This is a genomic window from Pseudomonas sp. HP_14 (assembly GCF_055283875.1).
This window is the reverse complement of sequence record NZ_JBTOQI010000042.1, coordinates 149,595-174,626: the sequence shown is the minus strand read 5'-3', so window position 1 is coordinate 174,626 and position 25,032 is coordinate 149,595. Positions and strand designations below refer to the sequence as shown.

The 25,032-nt window shown below is 58.3% G+C and carries 13 protein-coding genes; 3 read left to right on the top strand and 10 right to left on the bottom strand.

Annotated features, from left to right (window positions below; all coding sequences use genetic code 11):
• Window positions 1–127: 127 nt before the first annotated feature.
• Both ACYASS_RS21275 and tssI read right to left on the bottom strand, forming a co-directional pair.
• Window positions 128–1,012, bottom strand: a complete 885-nt coding sequence (locus ACYASS_RS21275; RefSeq protein WP_463587578.1) for a DUF4123 domain-containing protein — start codon at window positions 1,010–1,012, stop codon at window positions 128–130.
• On the bottom strand, window positions 1,009–3,024 hold the full coding sequence (gene tssI / locus ACYASS_RS21270) for a type VI secretion system tip protein TssI/VgrG (protein WP_463587577.1): 2,016 nt from the start codon (window positions 3,022–3,024) through the stop codon (window positions 1,009–1,011). The genes ACYASS_RS21275 and tssI overlap by 4 nt, the downstream gene beginning before the upstream one ends.
• A 248-nt stretch (window positions 3,025–3,272) precedes the next feature.
• On the opposite strand from tssI, the gene ACYASS_RS21265 reads away from it, so the two are divergent.
• Entirely contained in the window at window positions 3,273–9,422 is a 6,150-nt protein-coding gene (locus ACYASS_RS21265; protein ID WP_463587576.1) for a dermonecrotic toxin domain-containing protein, read from the top strand.
• 126 nt (window positions 9,423–9,548) lie between these two features.
• Here ACYASS_RS21265 and ACYASS_RS21260 read toward each other — a convergent pair whose 3' ends face one another.
• From ACYASS_RS21260 to glnE, 8 genes are all read right to left on the bottom strand, one after another.
• Complete coding sequence (locus tag ACYASS_RS21260) at window positions 9,549–10,985, bottom strand: lipopolysaccharide kinase InaA family protein (RefSeq protein WP_463587575.1); 1,437 nt, start codon at window positions 10,983–10,985, stop codon at window positions 9,549–9,551.
• On the bottom strand, window positions 10,985–11,764 hold the full coding sequence (locus ACYASS_RS21255; RefSeq protein WP_243244327.1) for a lipopolysaccharide kinase InaA family protein: 780 nt from the start codon (window positions 11,762–11,764) through the stop codon (window positions 10,985–10,987). Before ACYASS_RS21255 ends, ACYASS_RS21260 begins: the two co-directional genes overlap by 1 nt.
• Entirely contained in the window at window positions 11,761–12,495 is a 735-nt protein-coding gene (locus ACYASS_RS21250; RefSeq protein ID WP_243244326.1) for a lipopolysaccharide kinase InaA family protein, read from the bottom strand. Before ACYASS_RS21250 ends, ACYASS_RS21255 begins: the two co-directional genes overlap by 4 nt.
• Window positions 12,495–13,301, bottom strand: coding sequence for a lipopolysaccharide core heptose(I) kinase RfaP (gene rfaP, locus ACYASS_RS21245; RefSeq protein WP_463587574.1), 807 nt, complete (start codon window positions 13,299–13,301; stop codon window positions 12,495–12,497). Before rfaP ends, ACYASS_RS21250 begins: the two co-directional genes overlap by 1 nt.
• On the bottom strand, window positions 13,298–14,422 hold the full coding sequence (locus ACYASS_RS21240) for a glycosyltransferase family 4 protein (RefSeq protein WP_463587573.1): 1,125 nt from the start codon (window positions 14,420–14,422) through the stop codon (window positions 13,298–13,300). Before ACYASS_RS21240 ends, rfaP begins: the two co-directional genes overlap by 4 nt.
• A complete protein-coding gene (gene waaC, locus ACYASS_RS21235) occupies window positions 14,422–15,489 on the bottom strand; it encodes a lipopolysaccharide heptosyltransferase I (RefSeq protein ID WP_463587572.1) in 1,068 nt (355 codons plus the stop codon). The genes ACYASS_RS21240 and waaC overlap by 1 nt, the downstream gene beginning before the upstream one ends.
• A complete protein-coding gene (gene waaF / locus ACYASS_RS21230) occupies window positions 15,490–16,524 on the bottom strand; it encodes a lipopolysaccharide heptosyltransferase II (RefSeq protein ID WP_243244322.1) in 1,035 nt (344 codons plus the stop codon).
• 219 nt (window positions 16,525–16,743) lie between these two features.
• Entirely contained in the window at window positions 16,744–19,701 is a 2,958-nt protein-coding gene (gene glnE, locus ACYASS_RS21225; protein WP_463587571.1) for a bifunctional [glutamate--ammonia ligase]-adenylyl-L-tyrosine phosphorylase/[glutamate--ammonia-ligase] adenylyltransferase, read from the bottom strand.
• Between the two features lie 383 nt (window positions 19,702–20,084).
• Between glnE and aceE the strand changes: the two genes are divergently transcribed.
• The gene (gene aceE, locus ACYASS_RS21220) at window positions 20,085–22,730 is read left to right on the top strand and encodes a pyruvate dehydrogenase (acetyl-transferring), homodimeric type (protein WP_243244320.1); all 2,646 of its coding nucleotides are present in this window, start codon (window positions 20,085–20,087) and stop codon (window positions 22,728–22,730) included.
• 158 nt (window positions 22,731–22,888) lie between these two features.
• Entirely contained in the window at window positions 22,889–24,532 is a 1,644-nt protein-coding gene (gene aceF / locus ACYASS_RS21215; protein WP_463587570.1) for a dihydrolipoyllysine-residue acetyltransferase, read from the top strand.
• Window positions 24,533–25,032: the final 500 nt, after the last annotated feature.

The following is a 25,032-nucleotide window of genomic DNA, read 5'->3' as shown; positions in this document are numbered from 1 at the left end:
AACTCCGATGGCTCCTACAGATCGGGTTACCACTCACGTACTGTAGGAGTTGTCGGAGGTAACGACGGCAGCGATGGCAACCTGTCTGAAACACCGCCATCGCTGGCTTGATAAGCTCGGTCAACGCCTACAAATTTCCAGTTCCAGCGATCTCTGCCGCCATCGTCGCAGCGTGCTCAACACGCTCCAGCATGCTTAGCTCCGAACGAACTGTCAGCAACTCAGCAATGTCCGGGTACTGCTCGAGCACGCCATCCCCCAGAAAACCGAAAACGTTGGCGTACAACCAGATTTCCTGCTCGGTCTCGAAGCCCTTATCGATGGCGGAACGAGCAAGCCGATGGATATGTTCCAGGCGCAGCTCAGGTGTGAGCTCTGCGCAATAGTCGGGGAAAAAGCGCTGCATGTGCTGGTAAAGCTCGCCCATGGATTTGTCAAAAGCCACGCCTTTCAGAGCAGCCCATTGCGCGTCACTTGCCACAAGCGGTTTGTCGTACTGCGGGATGTACTTGTCGCCGGGGCGTTTGAGTTGTATCCATCCATCACGGGCGGCGCTGCTGACAACAATCTGCTGGCAGGGGCCAAAAAGGTCCGGTCCCGGATCGCGCTCTGCTGCAAATAACGCACGCGCTACTGCGGGATCAGAGATGCGTAAATACATGTCTTCGCCGTGAGGGGGCTTGAAACAGGTCAGCCAGCGCATGTGCGCTAATAGTTCATCCCATGAACCATCGCAGATCAACAGATACCCCCACAACGCCTGAGTGTTGGCCAGAAACTGCAAAAGAACGGGGTCATCAGCATCATGCAAGCGCACCAGACACGGTGAAAGCCGACTGATTTCAGCCCACCGGGTCCCGTGATAAAGCACGCTCACCTTAGGTGCCGGATTCCACTGATACAGGCGTTGGAGCAAGTTTTTGACCTGAATGGCATCAAGCAGAAGTCCGACCGTCTGGCCCCAGGGGAAATCGTCAGGCAGTTGAGATCGCACAGAGCGCTCGCTGCTCATGACGACGCCTTCCTGGCGTTGTCACACGCCTGGCAAAACGAGGTACCGCCTACGATAGCCTTGCGTTGTGCATCTGGAATCAAAGACGGATTCGCGGGCAACGCCACTTGGGGTATCAACGCTGAAGGCAAGCCAGGAATCACAGGCATTCCCTGTACCGGCACTCCGCCGAGCTGTATGGGCACACTGCTGAAAATTCCGGCCGGGCTAATGCTTATCCAGTGGCCACCGGCTTTGATCGTGGCGCTGAGTCCCGCATCAATGACCACATCTGCGTTTGACTGAAGATGCACCTGTGTAGCAGCGCTGACCAGATGATTGGCCGCTTTGATGTGCTGACTGCCAATTACCGTCAACGAGTCATCGGCCAGCACCTGGGTTTTGCGTGCCCCATGGGTGAGGTGGTGTTCTTCGCCATGCAGCTCGTGGCTGGACAGCCCGGTGACGTTGACCTTGCGTTGGTTATCCACCTGAATCGACTGATCATTAAGTATGCGCTCAGACCAATCGCGTTGAGCGCGGATGGAAATGGACTCGGCACCTTTGCGGTCTTCGATGCGCAACTCGTTAAAGCCTGCGCCGCCTGGGCTGGTTTGGGTCTTGAGCACGGTCTGGGTGTTTTGCGCGGGCAGGTTCAGCGGCGCTCGCGTACCGGCATTGGGCAAACAGGCCTGAACGTAAGGCTGGTCGGGATCGGCTTCGAAGTAACCGACGATCACTTCCATGCCAACTCGCGGAATCATCACCGTGCCGTATTGCTCATGGGCCCAACCGGTGGCGACCCGCAGCCAGCAACTAGAATGCTCGTTACGCTTGCCTTCACGATCCCAGAAAAACTTGACCTTCACCCGGCCGTACTCGTCGCAATAAATCTCTTCGCCCTGCGGGCCAGTGACCACCGCGTGCTGGCTGCCTAAGACCCTTGGTTTGCGGTGTCTGAGAGGTGGACGAAACGGCACCTTGCCGGGGATGGCTTCAAAACGGTTGCGATAGTCCTGTGTAAACGCTCCCGACGTCCGAGGCATCGACTCTTCCAGCACCTGCGGCTGTTTGCCCTCATGAAAAACCGAGGTTAATAACCACTGCTGATTCCACTCCTGATTAGGATGCGTCAGTTCAAACAAGTGGCCACTGATCAGCGCACTTTGGTCACTCGAACCACTGGCCAGTTGAACGTCACTGCGGTTTCGCTCCAAAGCCTTTTGCGCCTGACGCGTACCGACGCTGAGATCAGTGAACGGCGCCGGATACTGGTAATCCTCCAGCTCCTTACGCCCATCACTGCCCGCACTGCTGAGCAGGTCCACCTCAGGCAACTGAAAGTGATAAGTCTGGTGGCTGGCCTTGCCCGAGCGCGTGGCGAGGCGCACGTTGAAGCTATTGATGACAGAACCTTCTGCGACCAGACCGCTGTTCTGCACATACGCGACAGCAGGCCTGAGCACCGGCAATTGAATCGGGTCGTCGGCAAACACCAGCAAATGTTCATCTGCGCTGTGCTGGAAGTGAAAATGAATACCCTCTTCCTCACACAACCTGCGCACAAAATGCAGATCGGTTTCCTGATACTGGGTGCAGTACTCGCGAGGCTTGCAGGGCTCGCGCAACCTGAACGCAAACCCATTGCTGAAGATGGCGTGATCCTTGAGGACCAGCGCAATGATCTCCGGGACCGTCTTGCCCTGAAAGATCCGATGATTGCGGCGGTATTCCAGACGCTTGAAGCTGGGCACCAGCTGAATGAAATAGTGGTTAAAGCGCTTGCCGGAATCACCCTGAGCGATTTCGCCGATCTGCCCGTGAAGGCCATTACCGTCGGCGTCGAACCTCAGAAACGCCAGGCGGTGCAGCAGGTCTTCCAGTTTGAGATTGGCGCGTTCGCTGACCAGCTCAATGCGTACGCTGAACGGACGGCTGATGGATTCCTTGGCGGTAAAGGCCAGCACTCGCAATTCATGCTCAACCCCGGCGATTTCCAGCGTGAACGAGGCGCGATTGGCGGGGTTGAACATGGGCAAGTCCTTGGCCTGAATAAAAGGCGGGACTTTGCACTAACACGCGGTAACAAGAAGTCAGGCTTGCGGCGCTTGATCTGTGGGACGTTTCTGCAAATGCATATTCTCCTCAGCACCTCCAGGATTGCCCTCCCCACTAACTATCTAACACCCCCACCCACCCCACTCCTGATTGATTGAACTCAAAGCGGCACAGCTTCTGGGCCGCATTTTGATCAATCTGTCATTCAGGATTCTTGAACCTTATGCAACAACTCACTCAGCTCCCTCCCACGCCAGCAGAGACCTTGCCATTGGCGGTTGCCGCACTGCATCGACTCAGCGCGCTAGACATCATGTTCACCGAGGAACTCAAGTCATTGCCCAAGGCCAGCGCCGCGACACTTGAAGCGCTTGGGGGGCAGGACGACACGGCCAAAGAAAGCGCAGTCACCGCCCTGCTCCAACAGCTCAGCGATTTCTGGCAAGCCCCCGGAGCCAGAGGCCAGAGCCGTAAAGCCCTGTTCATTGATGGCATGGAACAGGCACTGCGCAACGAAGTGATCATCAAAAACCACGAGCGCAATCTGGGCCCGCAATATGCTGCTTGCTTACCTCTGCCCCGGGTCAGCAAACAGGTTGGCCGCTCTCTGGAGGTGTTCACCCTGCATGTGCAACTTAATAACCGGACGACGGTTGAGATTGCTGGCGCTCTGGTGTTCATTTCAATGACAGGCCTGACTTTGCTGGCACTGCCCGGCATGGGTACAGAGGGTTTTGCGAGCCGGACCGCCTTTGCTGAAACGCTTGTTCAGTACCTCAACAACGATGTATTGCGTCATGCGTTTTTCAACAATGCGCAGCAGCGCGACCAGCAATTGCTGGAGACGATCACTCAAGATCCAAATCTCTATCTGGAACCCTTCACCGCAGCTGACCTGCAACTGCAGCCTGTTACCGGTAACCCTTTTGCACACGCCTTCGAGCGCCAACTCGACAAGCAACGCAACGATGTGCGTCACGCATACCTCGATGCACAGGCGGCAGAGCACAGGGCGGCGCGACTGGACGCAGCGGTAAGTATGCAAGGACTGATTGGTCCTGGCGCCATGCTGGCACAACGTGAAATTGCCTACTGGGAACGCAAGCAGCGCAAGACGTTGCCCCATTGGGTCAAAGTCGCCAGTCAGAGCGACCTCACTCAATATCAGCAGCGTCTGACCCATTACGAGCAGTGCCGCACCGCGCTGCTCAGCGCCTTGGGTGGGGCGGCGTCCCATGAACAATTTGCCCGGATGCGACTGCGCGCTCGTATCGCTTCTGACCTCGGGTATGAGCTGGAGCCAGCGCAAGTCATGGTCACGACGCAGCGTCGTCTGGCAATCACTGGCGAACTCTATACAACCCGGCGCTCACTTTTGCAGTTCGCGTTGTACGGATTGCATCCCGGGGATCGGGATGCAAGTTCGGCGTTCCAGACCCTGACCACCTTTCGCCTGGACGGTCTGGACATGCAGACCAGTCATCCACTGATGACCCCGGCTTACGTGGCGACTCTGGTGGACGACCTGAACCTGAGCACCGCCTTTCGCGAATACCAGCGTACGACCTACGCCACTGAACACCATCAGCAACTGATGCGCAGCCTGACGCGTAAACAGGTTGTCGCCCTGGCGTACGCAGCGAAGATGCAGGCGCATATAACTGCGGAGGACTTTGCGATCATTGAACAGACCGACGGCGATGCGACAGGACAGACAACGCCCGGTCTACAGGTTCAGCAGATCAAGCTTGATGACGCAGAAACGCTTGGCGGGCTGTTGGTGTTTCGCAAAAACGACAGCCAGGGGCGGCTTGAGCGACTGGTGATGTTTGCCTCCGACGCACCGAGGGCACAGCGTTTTCAAGCCTTCGACAACCAGACCCAACTCACCCATGAACTGGTCAGTTGGACAACGTCGCCGGAGATGAGCCAATACCTGCTTCAACAGGTGTCTGTTTCTAGTCGTGAAAACCTGGAAGCTCGATTTGCCGCGTTGCGCCTCAAACCCCATCCGCCAGCCAATTATGTTCAGCTCATCACCCGCAGCCATTACAACCAGGCCCTTGGACAGTTCGTGCGCCAACACGTGCGAGTGGCCGCCGCCGATCAGGCGCAACGAACGCCGGACTGGTACATGCGCGCCAGCCTCGTCGAGCGACAGGAACTGCTGGCCCTGGAAGACTCGATAGCCGGTGCCACAGAAAACTTCCACGCGAAACCGCCGACCAAGGCTCAGGATTTCGAGGATTATGTTCATCAGCGCGCCAGCAAGAAAATCAGTGAATTGTTGGGAGTGGCTGAAGGAAGCGTCGATCCCGATCAGATCATCATTACCTCGCAACGTGAAACGCTCAGCTACACCCAGATGCTGCGCAACGGCTATGACGATACCCTCGGATTCCTGAACGGTGGCGCCGACACCCAAGCCACATTCAGCGGCCCGCCCCATGTTGACCTGACGCCACTGAGCGCCCAAAAAGTCGCCCGTTCGGTGCATGGCAAATGGCTGAGCGACGACTACATCAAACTGGTGAGGGATACCCTGCTCGCGCCGGATTCTCCCGGCTACGAGCATCGCCGACGCAGCAGCCTGCAAATCACCGTGCTGCAGATGAAAGCGGCTGCGCTGCGCAGTTATCTCAAAGGTCAGCTCAGCTCACCGCAATATCAGTGGCTCAGGTTATCCATGGATCATCTGCACCAGACTGACAGCCAGGCGCGACGCCAATACCCGTTGCACACTGTGCAACTGCGTCTGGAAAACCCGCTGATAGGCACCGATATTTCCGTGGTAGGCGAAGTTGCGAAGGATCTCTACAACGCCGCTTCCCCCATCAAAGTCGAGCTGACTCAGGTAGAAACTGTACAGGGGTGTTACCTGCTGTCATCCACTGATTCGACTCAGGCAACAATGCTCTATACACCGCAAGCACCGGATGGCCTGGAGTTCCGCCTGCTGAGCGAATTCAAAGCCTCACTCTCCAGCGCAGGCATGATCGATTACTACAAAGACCGCTGCCGGATTGATGCCCGCCGCAAACTGTCGTTTTTTCTGCGCGACATGGAACAAGGCGGTGAGAGCAAACCGCCTGTTGTACCTCGTGATGCGGTGAGCGACTTTCAGGACATCTGCTTCAATCGCCCCCTCGAACGACAACTGCGCGATGTCGAAGACACCACCACCGGCCGCAGTGACATGCTGGCCAGACTGGCCTGGATCACGTTTGAACTGGTCGCCACTGTGGTGACGTTACCGTTTCCGCCCGCCAGCTTTGCAGTGGGCGCGCTGCTTTCCCTGCACGACAGCATGAAAGCCCTGCAAGCCTTCGCCAATGGCGACCGGGAAACCGCCAGCGCCTACATTCTCAGTTCGCTGTTCAACAGCCTGGGTGCCGCAGGAGATTTGTCTGCCGGCATGAAAGGCTTCGGTGCGCTGCGCCAACTCGGGCATAGCGGCAAACCTTCGTCAGTCATTCCTGCAGCGAACAACGTTGCGCGAGTACCAAACCCGACGGATTTGCGCCCCGTGCAGCTGGAAGGTGAAACCTTCTGGCGCAGCAAGCCAAACGCGAATGGCCACGCGTCGGTGTATCGCATGGGCAGCGATCAGATCAAGGCAGCGGAGGCTACCGAACAATTCGCCCGACGCGACCTCGACGGAACATGGCGTCCTTTGAGCCATCCTGCCGGTCAGACCACCCTCTTGAATGCGGACGGAGTAAAGCCGGTAATCCCGGTGAATGTCTCGCTGGAAGACGTGATCCCGCTGTCATCAGGCCACGGTAAAGGTGTCAGCCAGGTGAACGGCAAGTACTACATCGAACTCGGGACTCAGGTTTTCGAGGTTCACTTTGATGCAGGTGCGCGCTACTGGAACATCATCGACCCGCAGAACCCGTTCGCTTTTTTTGGGAAGCGCCCGGTACGGCTGGACGCACAGGGCAAATGGCAGTTAGTGCGTCGACTCAATCTACGTGGCGGGATGGACGACACTTTCAGGCCGCTGGTGAGTGAAGCTGCGACGTCCGCTGATCCGATTACCAGTGCGGTTGTGCCCTATGAACTGCCGCTGCAATCACGCCCATATTTCAGCAGCCTCATTAATCCCGGCAACTCGGTGGAGATGTTGGGGCTGGATCTTGAAGAGTATTTCACGGCAGTGTTCGCCGAGATGCGCTCGAAGTTCTCTGCTCAAAGAGAAAAGCTCTATCGTGATGCACAAGCGTTTTTCACGACCGCCACTCCAGCACCACGCCCGGTGTTACCGCTATTGGACGTGAACGCCGGAGCAACCGGGCTGATCAGGAAAATCTTCGAAAACAGCAACGCGATGGTCATCAGCGAGGCGCCAAGGTCCCTCGCCAGCAAGCGTCTGCTCATCGAAAACATGGCCGCGCTGGCTGAACAGGACGTAAAGGTTTTGTACATCCAGCATCTGTTTACTGATCTGCATATGTACAAGCTGGAGAAATACCGAAAACTGGGGGCCAGAAGCAAAGCAGGCTCAAGTGATCTGAAATTCTGGCTGGAAGACCTTAATAGCGGCGCCCTGAAAAACCGCAGCAAGGAATACGACTACTACCACTTGATAAAGACCGCGCACCACCACGGCCTGGAGGTTCGACCGATCAGTTCTTCGGTCAGCTACCCGTTGCACAACAACCCGGTGGCCATAGCAGCGGGCGACCTTGCAACCGAACAAAAGATGAGCAACTTTTTCGCACATACGGTCATCAGCGCCGACGTTACGTCTCATCCATCACGGCGCTGGGTGGCCTTACTTGATCAGAAGCTGGCCAATACTTATCAACAAGTCCCAGGCATCGCCGAGCTGCAAGGCGCGATCAGCGTACGCGTACATGACGTGCCCCTCGGTCGACCCACCGTTATCAGCAGGGAAATTGAAGAAACCGGTACTGCGTTCGGCAAGTCCGATTTCCGGGTCGAAATGGCCAACCCGTTGATCAATGATCAAGGCACATCGAGCCTTGCAACAGCCCTGACAGCCTCGCCACCCAGCCGACTGGATGACGCTCTTTATCAGCAGGTGCACGGCAAATCAAGAGTCGCAAGCGAGAACCCGTACACGGGCAAGCCTGGTTTTGAATGGAATGACGCCAGCGGCTGGCAACCTGTCGATGCGCAGCGCTGGCCGGCTGAAAGTCCACCCACAGCCATTCAGGTATCCTTGCATGACCCCGCTTATTCAATGCCCGCCGACACACGCGACACCCTGCATGAGTTGATCCATTTCGAGAATCGCGGGCTGGACTCGCGTTATTTCAGCGTCAATAAGCAACACTCTTTGGTCAGTGACCAATTCTTCAACCTGCGTCACGCATTACAGAAGGATGCTCGCACCATCATCGTCAAAGAACTGCCGCCTCGGCCAACACTGCCGGCGGTCGCGCCAGGTATCAGCCATAGCGACTTTCTCGAAGACCTGTATCAACACGTCGATGGCGTAGTCATTGGAGAGTCTCACTCATCGATTGCCAGCAAAAAGCTGATTATCGATAACTTGCCGTTACTGGCCAGACAAGATGTCAAAACGCTCTACATCGAGCACCTGCTCAGCGACGTGCATCAGGCCGATCTGGATCGTTTTGTCGACACCGGTTACATGAGCAAAACCCTGCTCCATGACCTGAAAAAGCTCGACCGAGGCCATCACACCGACGTCGACGGCGTTTACACTTTTGAGCAACTGATCAACAAAGCAAGAGCTCAGGGTCTGGAAGTCAGGGCCCTCGACTGTACGGCCAGTTACTACCTCAAAGACCTTGAAAGTCTGGCGCCGACCACCCGCCAACAGATGTTCAGCCACGTCGCTTCGCGCACAGTGCGTAAACATCAGGACGTCATGGGCGCCCACAAGTGGATTGCACTGGTCGGTAACAGCCATGCCAACACCTTCGAAAAAATCGTGCCGGGCCTCGCCGAACTGGAAGGCGGCATTGGCGTACGAGTGATCGATGTAAAGCCCGGTCAGGCCCGAGGCATCTCGATAGATTCTGGAGAAAAGCTGACCGATAACTTAAACAGCCAACAGAGCTTCATCAAAAGCGACTTTCGGATAGAGATGGAAACATTCAAACCCACCGTTGCCGTCAGACCCGCACAATCGTTACCGGTCGAGGAACGACTGATCAGGCCTGGCATGTTTTTCGTCGAAGAGAGCGATAACAGTTTGCCGGTCATCGTCCATCGCTCACGGGACAATACGATTCATCGCACTCCGGTGAAGGTTAACGCCCAAGGGCAGGTGTATGTGGAGCGAGCCACCTGGGCCTCGGTCCACCTGCACCCTTACGAAGACATGGATGCCCTGATCGTCGGGCTGGAGGAAATCAATCTGACGCGAGTTGCGTAAGGCGCGATGATCTTGTGGAGCCGGGCTTGCCCGCGATGAACGAGAACGCGATGTGTCCGACGAACCGCGCTTTAGCTCTTCGCGGGCAAGCCTCGCTCCAACGCAGCTCACTGCTACCCAAAATAACTAAACCTTCGGCAGCCGCTGCTCCAGCAATTGGTGCAGCGCGCTGCTCTCAGGCCAGTTGCGCATGAAGCGTGCGCGGTCCCGCGCGAAAGCGGTGGCGAACGAGGCCTGCGAGGTATGCTGGCACATCGCATCCAGATCGATCAGCGCCCAACGGTCCTGATGCCAAAACACGTTGTGGCCTTTCAGATCACCATGGCTGATGCGTTCCCGTATCAACTGTTCGAAAAGCTGATCCAGCGCCACCAGCTCGTTTTCCGGAGCATCCCCCGAGGCTACATACGGCGCAAAGCGCTCGATGATATCCGGCCCCGGCAAAAACTCGGTGACCAGGTAAGCCTTGTTCCGCAAACCGAAAAAGCGGGTTTCCAGCAACGCCAGCGGCTTCGGTGTGGCAATGCCGAGGAACATCAGACGATTGCCTTCGCGCCATGAATGCCAGGCACGGCTCGGACGCCAGAACCGCTTGAACCAGTGCGCCAGATCCTTGATGTTGTATCGTTTGATCACCAGCGCACGGCCATCGACCTCAACCCGGGCGACACTGGCCGCGCCACCGGTCTTGTAAAGATGCCCCTGGTCCAGCAGTGCATCGGCATTGGCCAGTATCGGCAGCATCGCTGCCTCTTCTTCCCGCCGAATCGCACGCAACTGTGAAGGCTCGTCCACCACAGCAAACAGACTGCAATCACGCCCGGCCTTTTCCAGGTAATCCTTCAAGCGCCAGGCGCGCACTTTGTCGATCTGCTTTTGCAACGCTTCCATGGGCAAACCATGCTCGCCATTGCTCAGCAAATAGTGCACCAGCAGTTCTTCGGTGAAAGGCTCAAGTGACTTGGGCAACTGAGCGAAAAACACGCCGAGGTTTTCCAGCACTTTCTGCCGGGACAGCGGTTTACCCGCTTCTTCAGTACGAATCCCCGCGCCATCGATCAAGTACAACTTGCCGTTGCAGCGCAAAAGATTGTCCAGATGCAGGTCTTCCTGCCACAGCCCTTTGAGGTGTAACTGAGCGATGGCCGATAACGCCTCGCCCAACACCTCCTGCTGCGCGTCGCTCAAAGGCGTCTGATCTGCCACTGCGAGCCAGGCATCCCCCAGGCTATTGGCCTGTTCAAGGAACTCGAAAAGTAGCCAGCCGCCTTCACCGTCCTGCAAGCCGTCGGCCAGCAGCAGCGGCGTGGTCATGCCCTGCGCTGCCAGCGCGCGTACGCCTTCCAGTTCACGTTGAAAATGCCGTGCGGCTTTAGGGCCGACCAGTAACTTGGCCAACACCGGTCGACCGCGCCATACTCCTGCGCCCACGTAACGCTGTCCGGGCAACACCCGTAGCAACGTCAGCAACTGCAATTCAGCAGCGCCAGCGGCATCGGCCAGCGCCAGATTGATCGGCAGGACAGGCGTGCGTCCGGCCTCTTTGAGTTCAGACAGACGCATCAACGGATCTCTTCATGTTCATTGCGCCGCGCAGCGCGTTTGTGACTGCCGCGTTTACCGAGCAGCACGTACAGGTCTTCGACCTTGGGGCTGTCGATCCCCGATTGCAGGTATGCCGCCAGCAGCTCGCGGACCTGCGCGCTGCTCCACATAGGCGCTCGGCGCAGCAACGGCTCCAGATCCTTGATCCGGTCACGCTGCCCCAGCAGCAAGGGCCGGGTTTTCTCCAGGTCGATCAGCTGCGCGCGATACAAGCCTGCCTTGGCCCGCATGAAAATATGCTTGGGGTAGAAACACCCATGCACCTGCCGGGCAGCATGAAGCGTGCGTGCCAACTCACCGCAGGCCTGCAGAATCGCTGACTGCTGCTGACTTTCCAGTTCAGGCCACTGCTGCAGCAGCGTGTCCAGATCAGTCCAGCCATCCAGCGCACGCGTCATGAGGATTGCACGGCGCTCGCCATTGACCCGTTGCTCACCGTAAAACACCGCCTGCAACGCCGGGATACCCAGTTGTTGATAGCGGCTGATATTACGAAACTCACGGGAAAACGAAGGCTCGCCGAACGGATGGTGCAAAGTGCGAGTCAGGTAGTTGCTTTGTCGCTTGAGATAAAATCCGGAGCCTTCCAGCTCCATGCGGAACACGCTGCTCCAGCCACCGCGACCGGTATTGGGCTCATCCACAGCATCAAGCTGGACCTCCCAAAGCGAGTCGAAGTCGGCCAGGCCGTGCCGTTCAAGCAACGGCCGCTCGCTGGGTGCAATAAAATCGGTCATTCGCGGCCCTCAAAGAAACTGATGACATGGCGGATGCGTTTCTTGTCGGACTCGTTCAACCGCGCCCGCTGTCGATACTGCAAATAGAAGCGCAGACGCTGGGTGTTGGACAGATGATATTTGCCCAACTTATCCAGACACGCCAGATCCTTGGTAATTCGATACCGCAGCATGAAGCTCCACCAGAACGCGCCATTAGGGCAATCGATCAGGAATACCGTGGCCTTATCGTCGACCAGCAGGTTGCGCCACTTCAGATCGTTATGAGTGAAGTTCTGGTCGTGCATCGCGCGAGTGTAGCGGGCTACCTGACGGCTTATAACGTCAACCCACGAACGGTCGGCCAGCCGCGGGTCTTTACGCCCCGCCAAAGCAGACAGGTCTTCGGTATTGGGCAGCTCTCGGGTAATCAACGCCCCCCGATCATAAGCAGTACCGCGGCGTTCAAGGCCCCAGGCAACCACTTCAGCGGTAGGGATACCCCATTTGGCGAAACGCTTGAGATTCTGCCACTCGGACTTGACCCGCGGTTTCCCCAGATAGCGACGCAAGCCTTTGCCCGCGCCGACGTAGCGCTTGACGTAATAATTCACGCCTTCGCGCTGAACCTTGATCACTTCGGACAGCGGGTCACGAGTCAGTTGCTCGCCCTGCAAGGCAAACACCGCATCAAGGCTGCCGAAGTCTTCGTTCAGGGAGGCGTAAGCCGGCTCCAGATTCCAACCCGCCATCAGAGCGCGTCCCCGTAGCGGACTTTACGCTGATAGAGCTTGTCGGCTTTGACTTCCAGCCAGCGCAGCAACCGGGCTTGTTCAGCCAGAATCTGGCGCAACGGCTGCTGGAAATAACCTTTGAGGAAGCGCAATTTGTCGCGTCGGGTCAGGCCGATATCCAGCGCCGAAAAGTACAGTGCAGCCAGATCCTTGTTGCGCCAGCGCGGGGTAATCACCCGGCGCGTCTGGGCACGGTGCAGGTCGATCACCGAGAGACGGAAATCATCAGCGGTCACCGGTTTATCGGTGTGCAGCAGGAAGTGGCAGATGTAACAGTCACGATGGTTGACCCCGGCACGATGCATCATGCCGACCATGCGTGCCACTTCAGCAATAAAGGCACGCTTGAGCCGAGGCTCGGGCGGCTCGTTGCGCCAATTGATACTGACGTCTTCCAGGCTTTCGGTAGGGGCCAGCTCTTCAGTCACGATGAAGGAATGCTGCGCCGCAGGATTGCTGCCGCGCTCGCCGTAGGCCACGGCAGTCATGGTCGGCACGCCAGCCTCTTTCAGGCGGGCAATGGCCTGCCATTCCATGCCTGCACCGAGCACGGGCAGCTTAGCGGTGAGCAGGTTTTTGCCGATTTCGCCCCAGCCAATGCCACGGTGAATCTTGACGAAATAACCGCGACCGTCGACTTCGGTACGCAACGTGCGCCGACCTTCGAGTTCGCGATAGACCTGACCGCTCAGCGCCTCCACTTCGACAAAGGCATCGCGCCCGGCCCAAAGCGTCTTGAACGGTTCAGCAAGGAACAACTTCATGCGTGGTGCTCCGCCAGAATCACATCGGCCGCGTGCTGCGGCATGCTGTACAGGTCTGCTGTGTCGGCGAAAGCCAGACCATTGCGACCCCAGTCAGCGCGTGCGCTATCGTCGGCCAGCATGGTCGCCAGGTATTCGTTGAGTTGTGCCTGTTCAAACGGCTCATCCAGCACCAGCCCACTGTCGGCCTCGGCAATGTAATGAGCATATCCGCACACCGCACTGACCAGCACAGGCAGCCCGGCCACCAGTGCTTCGAGCAAGACAGTACCGGTGTTTTCGTTGTACGCCGGATGAATCAACGCATCGGCCCCCATCAGGAAGCGCGGGATATCGCTGCGCCCCTTCATGAAGGTGACGTGATCACCCAAGCCCAGCGTAGCGCTTTGCAGCTGGAATACTTTGGGGTCGTCCTGACCAATTACAAACAGTCGGGTACGTTTTTTAAGGTCGGCAGGCAATGCGGCCAGTGCTTTCAGGCTGCGGTCCACGCCCTTGGTCTTGAATCCGGAGCCAATCTGCACCAGCAGCAGGTCATCATCAGCCAGCCCGAATTCCTTGCGGAACGCGGCGCGAATCTGCGGCGCGTCAGGCGGAGCGCGACGATCCTGAGCAATGCCCGGCGGCAATAGATGAAAGCGCGACAACGGGGTGTCGTAATACTTGATGAACAGCGGCTGCTGGACTTCGGAAATCATTAGCACCTGGGTTTTCGCGTCTTTGGCGAACACCGCTCGCTCGTACTCGGCGAAGTGGCGATAGCGGCCCCATTGGCGATATAGCGAATGGCGCAACGTCTGCGCCTTGTCCTCGAAGCAACCGTCTGCAGCGTAGTACACGTCCAGGCCCGGCATTTTGTTGAAGCCGATCAGACGGTCTACCGGGCGCTTGGCCAGGTCTGCTTCCATCCAGGCGCTGAGCTTTTCATTGCGTCGGTGATTGAAGAACGCCTTGACGGGCGCCACCAGCACTTCAAACCCCAGCGGCACTTCGCCTTCCCAGATAAGGGTGTAAACCCGGATCTGATGCCCACGCTGCTGGCATTCCAGAGCGATACGCATGAAGTCGCGTTGCAGCCCGCCGAACGGGAAGTATTTATAAAGTACGAATGCCAGTTGCATCAGCCGGGCTCCTTTGCCAGCAACAGCGTGCCCAATTGGCGCGCTACCCGCTCGGGATTCAAACGAGTGAAGCACATCGGCCACTCGCGTTTCAGATCGAACTGACGGCGGTCTTCATCCGTCGGTTGATAGGTGCATTTCTTTTGCAGGCAAGGCGCACAGGCCGGGTAATCACCCGCCAGATGAACCTGTGACTTACCGTAAGCGCCCGTCAAACCAGGGTTGGTCGGACCAAACAGCGAGACTGTCGGCACATCCAGCGCCGCCGCCAGATGACCAATGCCAGTGTCCACGGCCACACAGGCCTGTGCGCTGGCCAGCACCTGAGCGACACCGGCCAGATTCAACTTAGGCAGAACGACCGCGTGTTCCAGACCTTCAGCGATACGCTCGGCACGGGCCTTTTCTGCGGGGTTCCCCCATGGCAGGCGTACCTGCAGGCCCTGCTCGCCGATTCGCTCGGCCAACTGCCGCCAATACAGCTCGGGCCAGTGCTTAGTGTCCCAAGTGGTGCCATGCAGAAATAGTACGAATGGCGGCTTATTTGCGTCGGCACCCAGTAAGCGTCCACGGTCCAGACCGTAATCGCCCAGGTCGGCAGGCACTGCATAACCAAGTGCCTGAGCAAACAGCTGTCTCAAACGCTCAACCGCATGCTGTCCACGCGCAACCGGATAAGCCCGGTCATAAAAACGACTCGCAAGCGGTTCGCGGGCCGAATCCTTGTCCAGCCCGGCGACAGGCGCGCCAACATAGCGCGTCAGCCAGGCGCTTTTCAGCAAACCCTGCGCATCAATCACCAGATCGTATCGAGTGCCGCGCAAACGCTGCTTGAAGCGCCGCCACTCTCCCGTCTTGAATGTCTGCCAAAGGTTCTTGCGCCAGCGCCGGATGGCGACCGGGATCACTTCGCCAACCGCCGGGTGCCAGGTCGGAATCTCAGCGAAACCTTCCTCCACGACCCAGTCAAAGCGGATACCCGGCAAGGCTCGTGCCGCGTCGGTCAACGCTGGCAGCGCGTGAATCACATCACCCAGCGATGAAGTTTTGATCAGCAATACCCGCAATCAGGCAACCTCCACCGGAGTGGCGCCCAGATTACCCAGCGCCTGTACCACCGAATCGGGTTCCAGCAGGCGCATGCAGTTGTAATGACCAAAACGACAGGTGCGGTCGAAGCACGGGCTGCACTCGATGCCCAGTTGCACAACCTCGACCTGATCAGCCAGCGGTGGCGTGAAAGCCGGCGACGTCGAGCCGTATACCGCCACCAGCGGGCGGTTCAGTGCCGCCGCAACGTGCATCAGACCGGAATCGTTGGACACTACGGCATCGGCACACGACAGCAGGTCGATGGCTTCAGCCAGCGACGTGTCACCGCTGAGGTTGACGGACTCTTCGCGCAGCCCCGGTATCAGCCGGTCACGAATGCTTTCGCCGACCGGATGATCCTTTTTCGAACCGAACAACCAGACTTGCCAACCTTCACGAATCTTGGTTTCGGCCACTTTGGCGTAGTGTTCGGCGGGCCAGCGCTTGGATTCACCAAACTCGGCACCCGGACACAACGCCAGCACCGGACGGTCCAGGCTCAGGCCAAACTTGGCGAGCGCTGCATCGCGGGTGGTGAGATCAATGCGTAGATCAGGTTTTGGGTACGGACGCGGCAGCTCGGCACCGGGTTCATACGCCAGCGCCATAAAGCGCTCGATCATCAGCGGATACCGCTCTTTGTCGAGGGTGCGCACGTCGTTGAGCAGGCCGTAACGAAACTCGCCACGCCAGCCGGTACGCTTCGGGATACCCGCAAAAAAAGGCACCAGCGCAGACTTCAACGAGTTGGGCAGCAGGATGGCCTGATCGTATTGCCCCGCCAGGGACTTGCCGATCCGGCGACGCGTAGCCAGTTCCAGCGCACCGTGGCCCAAAGGAAAGCTCAGCGCCGCGCGCACTTCAGGCATACGCTCAAGGATCGGGCGACTCCATTCAGGGGCCAGAACATCGATGACGCATTCAGGGTGGCGCTGTTTCAGGCACTGGAACAGCGTTTGCGCCATTACCATGTCGCCTACCCAGCTAGGCCCAACGATCAGAATTCTCATGTTTCATCCAAAACGACAGAAACGATCAGGGAGGCCGATCGGCTTGCGTGACGTTCCCACACAACCCGACGCCTCCCTGTCATAGCTTTATATAGATCTACCAGAACATTCAGCGTTTCCACTGACGTCATCGCGGGCAAGCGCGCTCCTACAGCACAACGCGGACCGCCTGTAGGAGCGCGCTTGCCCGCGATGGGGGCATAAGGGGCGCTGAAAAAACTAGCTCAACCCCATCTCCCCCCAGACCCGCATCACTTCACGCCGCTGGGTTTCAAACTGATCCCCCGGCACGACACCGGCCTGGTTCTGCAAGGCCTGACGGTGAGCGGCCGAGCGGTAGATCTTGTAGACCTCGCGCAACAGGCTGGCATCGCTGGCAGGTATCAACCCGGCCTCCTCCAGCCCTTCAAGAATACGAATGTTATCGGTGTAACGCAGCAGTGCCGGATGTTCCCGGGACCACGCCAAGGCCGCGTATTGCACCATAAATTCGATATCGACGATACCACCGGCATCCTGCTTGAGGTCGAAGGGCACCGTCGCCAGGAAGGCATTCGCCGCCGTACCGGCCGCTGTAGCCTTGGTGCCGAGACTGCCGCGCATCTTGGCGCGCATCTCGCTGACCTCCTGCTGCAGCTTCGGCAAATCCCGCTCACGCCCCAATACCGCTGCACGCACGCCTTCGAATGCATGCCCGACTTCGTGACTGCCCACTAGCACCCGCGCGCGGACCAAAGCCTGATGTTCCCACGTCCATGCTTCATTTTCTTGATAGCGGGAAAAAGCACCGAGTGAACTGACCAATAGCCCCGACGCCCCGGACGGACGCAAGCGCATGTCCACTTCATACAACTGACCGGAGTTGGTCTGAGCGGTCAGTAAATGGATGATCCGCTGCCCCAGGCGGGTGAAAAACTGCGCGCTGTCGATGGGTTTTGCGCCATCGGTTTCGGCTTGCAAGTCGCCATCATGGATGAACACCAGATCGAGGTCCGAACCATGCCCCAGCTCGATGCCGCCGACCTTGCCGTAGCCGACAATGACAAAGCCCGGATCACACAGGCTGCCATCCGGCCGTGACGGCGTGCCGTGACGCGCGACCGTGTGTCGCCAGGCCAGCGCCAGCACCTGCTCCAGAATCGCCTCGGCCAGCCAGGTCAGGTAATCGCTGACTTTCATCAAGGGCAGGCTGCCGGTGATTTCCGAAGCGGCCACTCGTAGCCGGTGCGCCAGTTTGAAATGACGCAAGGCCTCCATTTGCTGCTCAAGGTCATCCTCGGGAATGCGCGTCAAACGTTCGCGCAGCTCTGCGGCCAACTCCAGCGCCTGTGGCGGGCTGAACAAACGGCCTTCATTGAGCAATTCATCAAGCAGCAGCGGGAAGCGGGCAATCTGCTCGGCGATCCATGGGCTGGCGGCGCACAGGGTGAGCAACCGACGTAGCGCATCGGGGTTTTCGGTGAGCAACACCAAGTAAGCCGAGCGCCGAGCGACGGCCTCGACCAGTGGCAGCACTCGCTCAAGCACCAGATCGGGATTATCGTGCTCGACCGCCTGCGCCAATAAACGCGGAATAAACGCATCCAGTCGCTCACGCCCCAACCGCTGCATGGAGCGCAACTGCGAACTGTTGCGCAAATCGTTGAGATTCTTCAGCGCTTTGTCGGCATCGACGAACCCGCCTGACAGCAACTGGCGGCAGGCGGCGTCTTCGTCCTGGGACTCTTCCCACAACGGCAGCCATTCCACGCCGACTACGACTTCGGTTTCTTCCTGCTGCTCGTCGTCCGGATCCGAATCCGGGTCTGCGATGACCTGGCGGAAATGCCACGACACACGCTCACGCCAATGCATCAAGCACTCATGGAAACTCTGCCAGTCCGCGAAGCCGAGCATGAAGGCAATGCGCGCCTGATCCTTTGCGTCATCAGGCAACATTTGCGTCTGGCGATCGGCGATGGCCTGGATGGCGTGTTCGGTATAACGCAGGAATTCGTAGCCCTGGCGCAATTCATCGATGACCGCCGCAGGCAAATAGCCCTGCCCTTCAAGCGTGCGTAGCACCTTGAGCAGCGGGCGTTGTTGCAGGCTCAAGTCACGGCCGCCGTGAATCAGCTGGAAGGCCTGGGCGATAAACTCGACTTCGCGAATACCGCCTGCACCCAGCTTGATATTTTCCGCCATGCCTTTGCGGCGTACTTCCTGCTGAATCAACTGCTTCATGGTGCGCAGCGCTTCAATGGCCGAGAAGTCCAGATAACGCCGATAGACGAACGGCCGAAGCATGTCCAGCAACTGCTCGCCCGCAGCCTGATCGCCACCAACGACGCGGGCTTTGATCATCGCGTAGCGTTCCCAGTCACGGCCCTGATCCTGGTAATACTGTTCAAGCGCATTGAAACTCAGCACCAGCGCCCCGGATGAACCGTAAGGCCGCAGGCGCATGTCGACGCGGAACACAAAACCATCAACCGTGATCGGGTCCAGCGCCTTGATCAGGCGCTGCCCCAGACGAATGAAGAACTCCTGATTATCCAGCGGGCGCTTGACGCCGACGGTCTCGCCGCCTTCCGGGTAGGCGAATATCAGGTCGATGTCCGACGAAAGGTTCAGCTCCACCGCGCCCAGCTTGCCCATGCCCAGAATCACCATCTGCTGCGCTTCGCCGCTGCGCCGACCAGTGGGCGTGCCGAACTGCTGGCAATGGCGCTCGTACAACCATTGATAAGCCAGGTCGATGCAGCCGTCGGCCATGTCGGACAGATCGCGACAGGTTTCCACAAGGTCGGCCTGCCGAGTCAGATCCCGCCAGATAATCCGTACTTGCTGACGCGTGCGCTGGCGACGTAGATTACGCCCCAGCTCATCTTCGCTACTGGCTTGAGCCACCGCCGCAGCGATCTGCCCGCGCAGCTCGCCGGGAGCAAAGCTGCGCTCCAGCTCACCGGATTCAGCGAGGTCCAGCAGAATCTGCGGGTCACGACAAACCTGTTCGGTGACAAAATCGCTGGAAGCGCAAACCCGGTCGAACGCTGTACGACGAGATTCAGGCCAGGCGTCGAAAGATGCCGAAGCGCCGTCCGACGCAGCAGCAAGAGATGTACGAAACGTCTGTTGCGCACGAGAGACTAAAGGCAGCAGGATGGCCGGAATATCGGCCAGCGAAGGTAGGCTCATGGTCTATCCTAGATCGGCGTGCGAAGAGCTGTGTAGCGCGCAGAAAACCTGCGAGCGACTGACAGGACTGTCGAACAAAAGTCATAAATTGCTGGTATATTGAGTTTTGTAGCAGCCAGCATCTGATTTAATCCGTTTATGTTTGTTTTCAACCAACAGGAACGTTTTATTCCACAACACAAGACGAACGATTTACACGCTTCCCTGTAGCTTTACTACTGACCCTACAGTTCGAAAGGCTGAAATAGCCGACGATTTGTAGTAAAACTACACGCCGCCGGATCAACCGCCGGTCATCCAAGAATTTATGTCGTCTGCCCACAAGGCCAGTCGCAAACACTCAGGCAACCGATTCTGGAAGCCTTTCCGCCCTGGAGCAAGCCATGCAAGACCTCGATCCCGTCGAAACCCAGGAATGGCTGGACGCCCTGGAATCGGTTCTCGACAAAGAAGGCGAAGACCGTGCTCACTACCTGATGACCCGTATGGGCGAGCTGGCCACCCGTAGTGGTTCGCAGCTGCCGTACGCCATCACCACGCCTTATCGCAACACCATTCCGGTGACTCACGAAGCACGCATGCCTGGCGACCTGTTCATGGAACGCCGCATTCGCTCCCTGATCCGCTGGAACGCGTTGGCCATGGTTGTTAAAACCAACCTGAATGACCCTGACCTGGGCGGTCACATCTCCAGCTTCGCCTCCAGCGCAACGCTGTATGACATCGGCTTCAACTACTTCTTCCAGGCCCCGACCGACGAGCACGGCGGCGACCTGATCTACTTCCAGGGTCACGCATCGCCAGGCGTTTACGCCCGTGCGTTCATGGAAGGCCGGATTACCGAAGAACAAATGAACAACTTCCGTCAGGAAGTCGACGGCAACGGCCTGTCGTCTTATCCACACCCGTGGCTGATGAAAGATTTCTGGCAGTTCCCGACCGTATCCATGGGTCTGGGTCCAATCCAGGCGATCTACCAGGCGCGCTTCATGAAGTACCTGGAACATCGCGGCTACATTCCTGAAGGCAAGCAGAAAGTCTGGTGCTTCCTGGGTGACGGCGAGACCGACGAGCCGGAATCCCTGGGCGCCATCGCGCTGGCCGGTCGTGAAAAACTCGACAACCTGATCTTCGTCGTCAACTGCAACCTGCAGCGCCTTGATGGCCCGGTGCGCGGCAACGGCAAGATCATCCAGGAACTCGAAGGCGTGTTCCGCGGTGCTCAGTGGAACGTGACCAAAGTAGTCTGGGGCCGCTTCTGGGACCCACTGCTGGCCAAAGACGTCGACGGTATCCTGCAACGTCGTATGGACGAAGTCATCGACGGCGAGTACCAGAACTACAAAGCCAAAGACGGCGCGTTCGTCCGTGAACACTTCTTCAACTCGCCAGAACTCAAGGCGATGGTTGCTGATCTGTCCGACGACGAAATCTGGAAACTCAACCGTGGCGGCCACGACCCGTACAAAATGTACGCGGCGTACCACCAGGCTGTTAACCACAAAGGTCAACCGACCGTGGTTCTGGCCAAGACCATCAAAGGTTACGGTACCGGTGCTGGCGAAGCGAAAAACACTGCGCACAACACCAAAAAGGTCGATGTCGACAGCCTGCGTCACTTCCGTGATCGCTTCGACATCCCGGTCAAAGACGACCAGCTGGAAGCCCTGCCATTCTTCAAGCCAGAAGAAGGCAGCGCCGAAGCCCGTTACCTGAGCGAGCGTCGTGCTGCGCTGGGCGGCTTCGTTCCACAGCGTCGCGCTGAAAGCTTCAGCCTGCCGACTCCGCCACTGGAAACCCTCAAGGCAATCCTGGACGGTTCCGGCGACCGCGAAATTTCCACCACCATGGCCTTCGTGCGGATCCTCTCGCAACTGGTCAAGGACAAGGAAGTTGGCCCGCGCATCGTGCCGATCATCCCGGACGAAGCCCGCACCTTCGGTATGGAAGGCATGTTCCGCCAACTGGGCATCTACTCTTCCGTCGGCCAGCTCTACGAGCCAGTCGATAAAGAACAAGTGATGTTCTATCGCGAAGACAAGAAAGGCCAGATCCTCGAAGAAGGCATCAACGAAGCAGGCGCTATGTCCTCCTTCATCGCTGCCGGTACTTCGTACTCCAGCCACAACCAGCCGATGATTCCGTTCTACATCTTCTACTCGATGTTCGGTTTCCAGCGTATCGGTGACCTGGCATGGGCCGCTGGCGACAGCCGCACCCGTGGTTTCCTGATCGGCGGCACCGCCGGCCGTACCACCCTGAACGGCGAAGGTCTGCAGCACGAAGACGGTCACAGCCACATCCTGGCGTCGACCATCCCGAACTGCCGCACCTTCGACCCGACTTACGGTTACGAGCTGGCAGTGATCATCCAGGACGGCATGCGCCGGATGTTCGAAGAACAGCAGGACGTTTTCTACTACCTGACCGTGATGAACGAATCCTACGCCCAGCCAGCCATGCCGGCCGGTGTCGAGGAAGGTATCGTCAAGGGCATGTACCTGCTCGAAGAAGACACCAAGGAAGCGGCGCACCACGTCCAGTTGCTGGGCTCGGGCACCATCCTGCGTGAAGTTCGCGAAGCGGCGAAAATCCTGCGTGACGAATTCAACATCGGTGCTGATGTCTGGAGCGTTACCAGCTTCAACGAACTGCGTCGCGACGGCCTGGCCGTAGAGCGCAGCAACCGCCTGCACCCTGGCCAGAAGCCAGCCGTAAGCTACGTTGAAGAATGCCTCGCTGGCCGTAAAGGTCCAGTGATTGCATCGACCGACTACATGAAACTGTTCGCTGACCAGATCCGTCAGTGGGTTCCGACCAAGGAATACAAAGTTCTGGGCACTGACGGTTTCGGCCGCAGCGACAGCCGCAAGAAACTGCGTAACTTCTTCGAAGTCGACCGTCACTTCGTTGTGCTGGCCGCTCTGGAAGCCTTGGCTGATCGTGGCGATATCGAACCTAAAGTCGTGGCTGAAGCCATCACCAAGTTCGGCATCGATCCTGAAAAACGCAACCCACTGGATTGTTAAGAGTCTGCTTCGAGATCGTATAACGCGCTGAAAGAGGAGCGACAAAGCAGCTGAAGATGCGGAATTTACGGGCGTAAATGAGCATTGGAGGCTGTTTTGTTGTAACTGACTTACACAGCGCAATCGAGAGTGAACAGGTTCTCCGAAGGAGAGACATTGTGAGTGAGCTAATTCGCGTACCCGACATCGGCAACGGTGAAGGTGAAGTCATTGAATTGATGGTCAAGGTCGGCGATCGCATCGAAGCCGACCAGAGCGTTCTGACGCTGGAGTCGGACAAGGCGAGCATGGAAATCCCTGCTCCCAAGGCTGGCGTCATCAAGACCATGAAGGTCAAGCTGGGCGATCGCCTGAAAGAAGGCGACGAGCTGTTCGAGCTGGAAGTTGAAGGCGAAGCGGCCGCTGCGCCTGCTGAAGCCGCTGCTCCGGCCGCTGCTGCACCTGCTGCTGAAAAGCCAGCTGAAGCCGCTGCTCCTGCACCCGCCGCCGAGCCAGCTGCTGCCGGCGCTGAAACCGTACAAGACATCCACGTACCGGACATCGGTTCGTCGGGCAAAGCCAAGATCATCGAACTGATGGTCAAGGTTGGCGACACCATCGCCGCTGATCAATCGCTGATCACCCTGGAATCCGACAAGGCCAGCATGGAGATCCCTTCTCCAGCCGCGGGCGTTGTTGAAGCCATCCTCGTCAAGCTCGAAGACGAAGTCGGCACCGGCGACCTGATCCTGAAATTGAAAGTAGCGGGCGCCGCGCCTGCCGCTTCACCGGCTCAAGCTGCTGCTGCGGCCCCGGCCAAGGCTGAAGCTGCCCCTGCTGCCGCGCCTGCGCCAAAAGCAGAAGCGCCAGCCACTGCACCTGCACCACAAGCGCCTGCCAAAGACGGCGCCAAGGTTCACGCAGGCCCGGCGGTTCGCCAGCTGGCTCGTGAATTCGGCGTTGAACTGAGCGCAGTCAGCGCCACCGGCCCACACGGCCGCGTGCTGAAAGAAGACGTGCAGGTTTACGTCAAAGCCATGATGCAGAAGGCCAAGGAAGCTCCAGCAGGCGGCGCAAGCGGCGGCGCGGGCATCCAGCCAATCCCTGAAGTCGACTTCAGCCGTTTCGGCGAAATCGAAGAAGTGCCGATGACCCGCCTGATGCAACTGGGCGCCACCGGCCTGCACCGCAGCTGGCTGAATATTCCGCACGTTACGCAATTCGACCAGGCCGACATCACCGACCTGGAAGCTTTCCGTGTCGCGCAGAAAGCCGTTGCCGAAAAAGCGGGCGTCAAGCTGACCATCCTGCCTCTGCTGCTCAAGTCCTGCGCCTTCCTGCTCAAGGAACTGCCGGACTTCAACGCTTCGCTGGCACCAAGCGGCAAAGCGGTGATCCGCAAGAAATACGTGAACATCGGTTTTGCTGTTGATACCCCTGAAGGCCTGCTGGTACCGGTCATCAAGGACGTCGACAAGAAGAGCCTGCTGCAACTCGCTGCCGAAGCTGCTGTGCTGGCTGAAAAAGCCCGTACCAAGAAGCTCTCGGCGAACGAAATGCAGGGCGCTTGCTTCACCATTTCCAGCCTCGGTCACATTGGCGGCACCGGCTTCACGCCGATCGTCAACGCGCCTGAAGTGGCGATCCTGGGTGTTTCCAAGGCAACCATGCAACCGGTTTGGGATGGCAAAGCCTTCCAGCCGAAGCTGATGCTGCCACTGTCGCTGTCCTACGATCACCGCGTGATCAACGGCGCAGCTGCAGCGCGCTTCACCAAGCGCCTGAGCGACTTGCTGGCTGATATCCGCACGATCCTGTTGTAAGCCGAGGACCTGTAGGAGCTCACGAGCACCGCGAGGCAGCGATAGCGTTCTGCCTGATACATCGCCATCGCGGCCTCGCGTTGCTCGTGCGCTCCTACAGAACCAGGAATGCTGCTCCATTTTCACCGAGCCAAGCCGCTCGACCTCAACCCCGCCCACCTGGCGGGGCTTTTTTTGCCCGGGATTCAATCATCTGCACGAAACGCATAATCCGGTCGCGGGCCTTTTGAACGGCATGGGACACAAAATCGCCTATCTGCCTGCGCCCCCCCATGATCTGCACGGAACACATAACCCGGTAGGAGCGAACTTGTTCGCGAGGTGTGCACCTGACACACCCGGTCGCCAGCTGCGCGAACAAGTTCGCTCCTACCGATACGGTAATTTTCACCCGGCCAAACCGCTCGACCTCAACCCCGCCCAACTGGCGGGGCTTTTTTTATCCGGGATTCAATCATCTGCGCGAAACGCATAATCCGGTCGCGGGCCTTTTGAACGGC